This window comes from Actinomycetospora chlora, assembly GCF_039542135.1.
Classification (GTDB): domain Bacteria; phylum Actinomycetota; class Actinomycetes; order Mycobacteriales; family Pseudonocardiaceae; genus Actinomycetospora; species Actinomycetospora chlora.
Genome location: NZ_BAABHO010000114.1, coordinates 1 through 1,386, shown reverse-complemented (window position 1 = coordinate 1,386; position 1,386 = coordinate 1). Strand labels below are relative to the sequence as shown.

Sequence of the window (1,386 nt, the reverse complement as noted above, 5' to 3'; positions counted from 1 at the left end):
TCGCTGCTTCGGGGCGGATTCGTGCGGTGGTCGCAACACCCCTTGGTCAGTTGCTGTCGGCGAGCAGGCTAGCGAGACGTTGGGCTGGGTCGTCCCAGTCCAACGTCTCGCGGGGCCGGCCGTTGAGTTCGTCGGCGACGGCGTCGAGGTGGGCCTGGCTGTGGACGGCGAGGTTGCTGCCTTTGGGGAAGTACTGGCGCAGCAGCCCGTTGGTGTTCTCGTTGCTGCCGCGCATCCAGGGGCTGGCCGGGTCGCAGAAGTAGACCGGGATGCCGGTGGCCAGGCTGAACTCGTGGTGGCGGGCCATCTCGGTGCCCTGGTCCCAGGTCAGCGACCGGGTCAACGAGGCGGGCAGCCCGGCCATGGCGGCGATGAGGGCGTCGCGGACGGTGGCGGCGTCGTGGCGGCCTTCGGGCAGCGCGGCGAGCAGCAGGTAGCGGGTGTGGCGCTCGACGAGGGTGGCGATCGCGGAAGTGTTGCCCGCCCCGAGGATCAGGTCGCCTTCCCAGTGCCCGGGCACCGCGCGGTCGTCGGCTTCGGCGGGCCGCTCGCTGATCATCACCATCGGCTCGCTGAACCGGGACTGGCGGGTGTTCGGGTCACGGTGGGGCCGGCGCTGGGCGCGGCCCTGGCGCAGCGCCGCGGCCAGCTCGCGGCGCAGCGCGCCGCGGCCCTGCACGTAGATGGCCTGGTAGATCGTCTCGTGGGCCAGGTGACGCTCGGGCTGGTCGGGGAACACCCGGCGCAGTCTGTGCGCGATCTGGCGTGGGCTCCACTTCTTGCGCAGCAGCCAGGTGGCAACCAGGGCCCGTAGCACCCGGTCGGTGTCGAGCTTGCGGGCTTTGGGCCGGCGGCGGCGCTGGGCGGCCTTCTGCTCGGCGGCGTGGGGCCCGTATCTGCCCCCAGGCGAGTCCGGGTCACCGTCGCGGGTCCACTGGTTGCGGCGGACCTCGCGGCTGACCGTGCCCGCCGAGCGCCCGAGCTGGCGGGCGATCTCACGGATCGACCACCGCAAGATCAACGCGTCGGCGATGAACACCCGCTCCTCGAGACCCAGATACCGGCCCCGCCCCACGCCCGGGGGCGGGACCGGCGGGCCTGCTGGCTCGAGACGCTGCTGTGCCCGGCGTCGCTCGCGAGCCTGATGATCGCGCTCGGCGACATCGACACCTCGAGCCTGCGCTCGCCACCGCGTCCCGGTCGAACGCGAGACCCCGACCTGCTCGGCCGCCTCTGCGTACCCCACCCCACTCGCCACAAGATCAAAGTAGGTGACGTAGGCGTCAGCCCGACGCAGCCCACGCGAGCCCGACCTCGAGGCCATCGCAAACCCCCATCACAGAGGGGGTGTTGCGACGACCCCGAGAACCCGCCCGGAAGCAGCGA

The 1,386-nt window shown here is 72.2% G+C and carries 1 protein-coding gene; it reads right to left on the bottom strand.

Annotated features, from left to right (window positions below; genetic code table 11):
• Positions 1-46: 46 nt before the first annotated feature.
• The gene (locus tag ABD994_RS30910; protein WP_425550164.1) at positions 47-1,324 is read right to left on the bottom strand and encodes an IS30 family transposase; all 1,278 of its coding nucleotides are present in this window, start codon (positions 1,322-1,324) and stop codon (positions 47-49) included.
• Positions 1,325-1,386: the final 62 nt, after the last annotated feature.

Bases quoted from the DNA above. Each gene is read 5' to 3' on its own strand.
- ABD994_RS30910 (WP_425550164.1), bottom strand. From the start codon at position 1,324: ATGGCCTCGAGGTCGGGCTCGCGTGGGCTGCGTCGGGCTGACGCCTAC.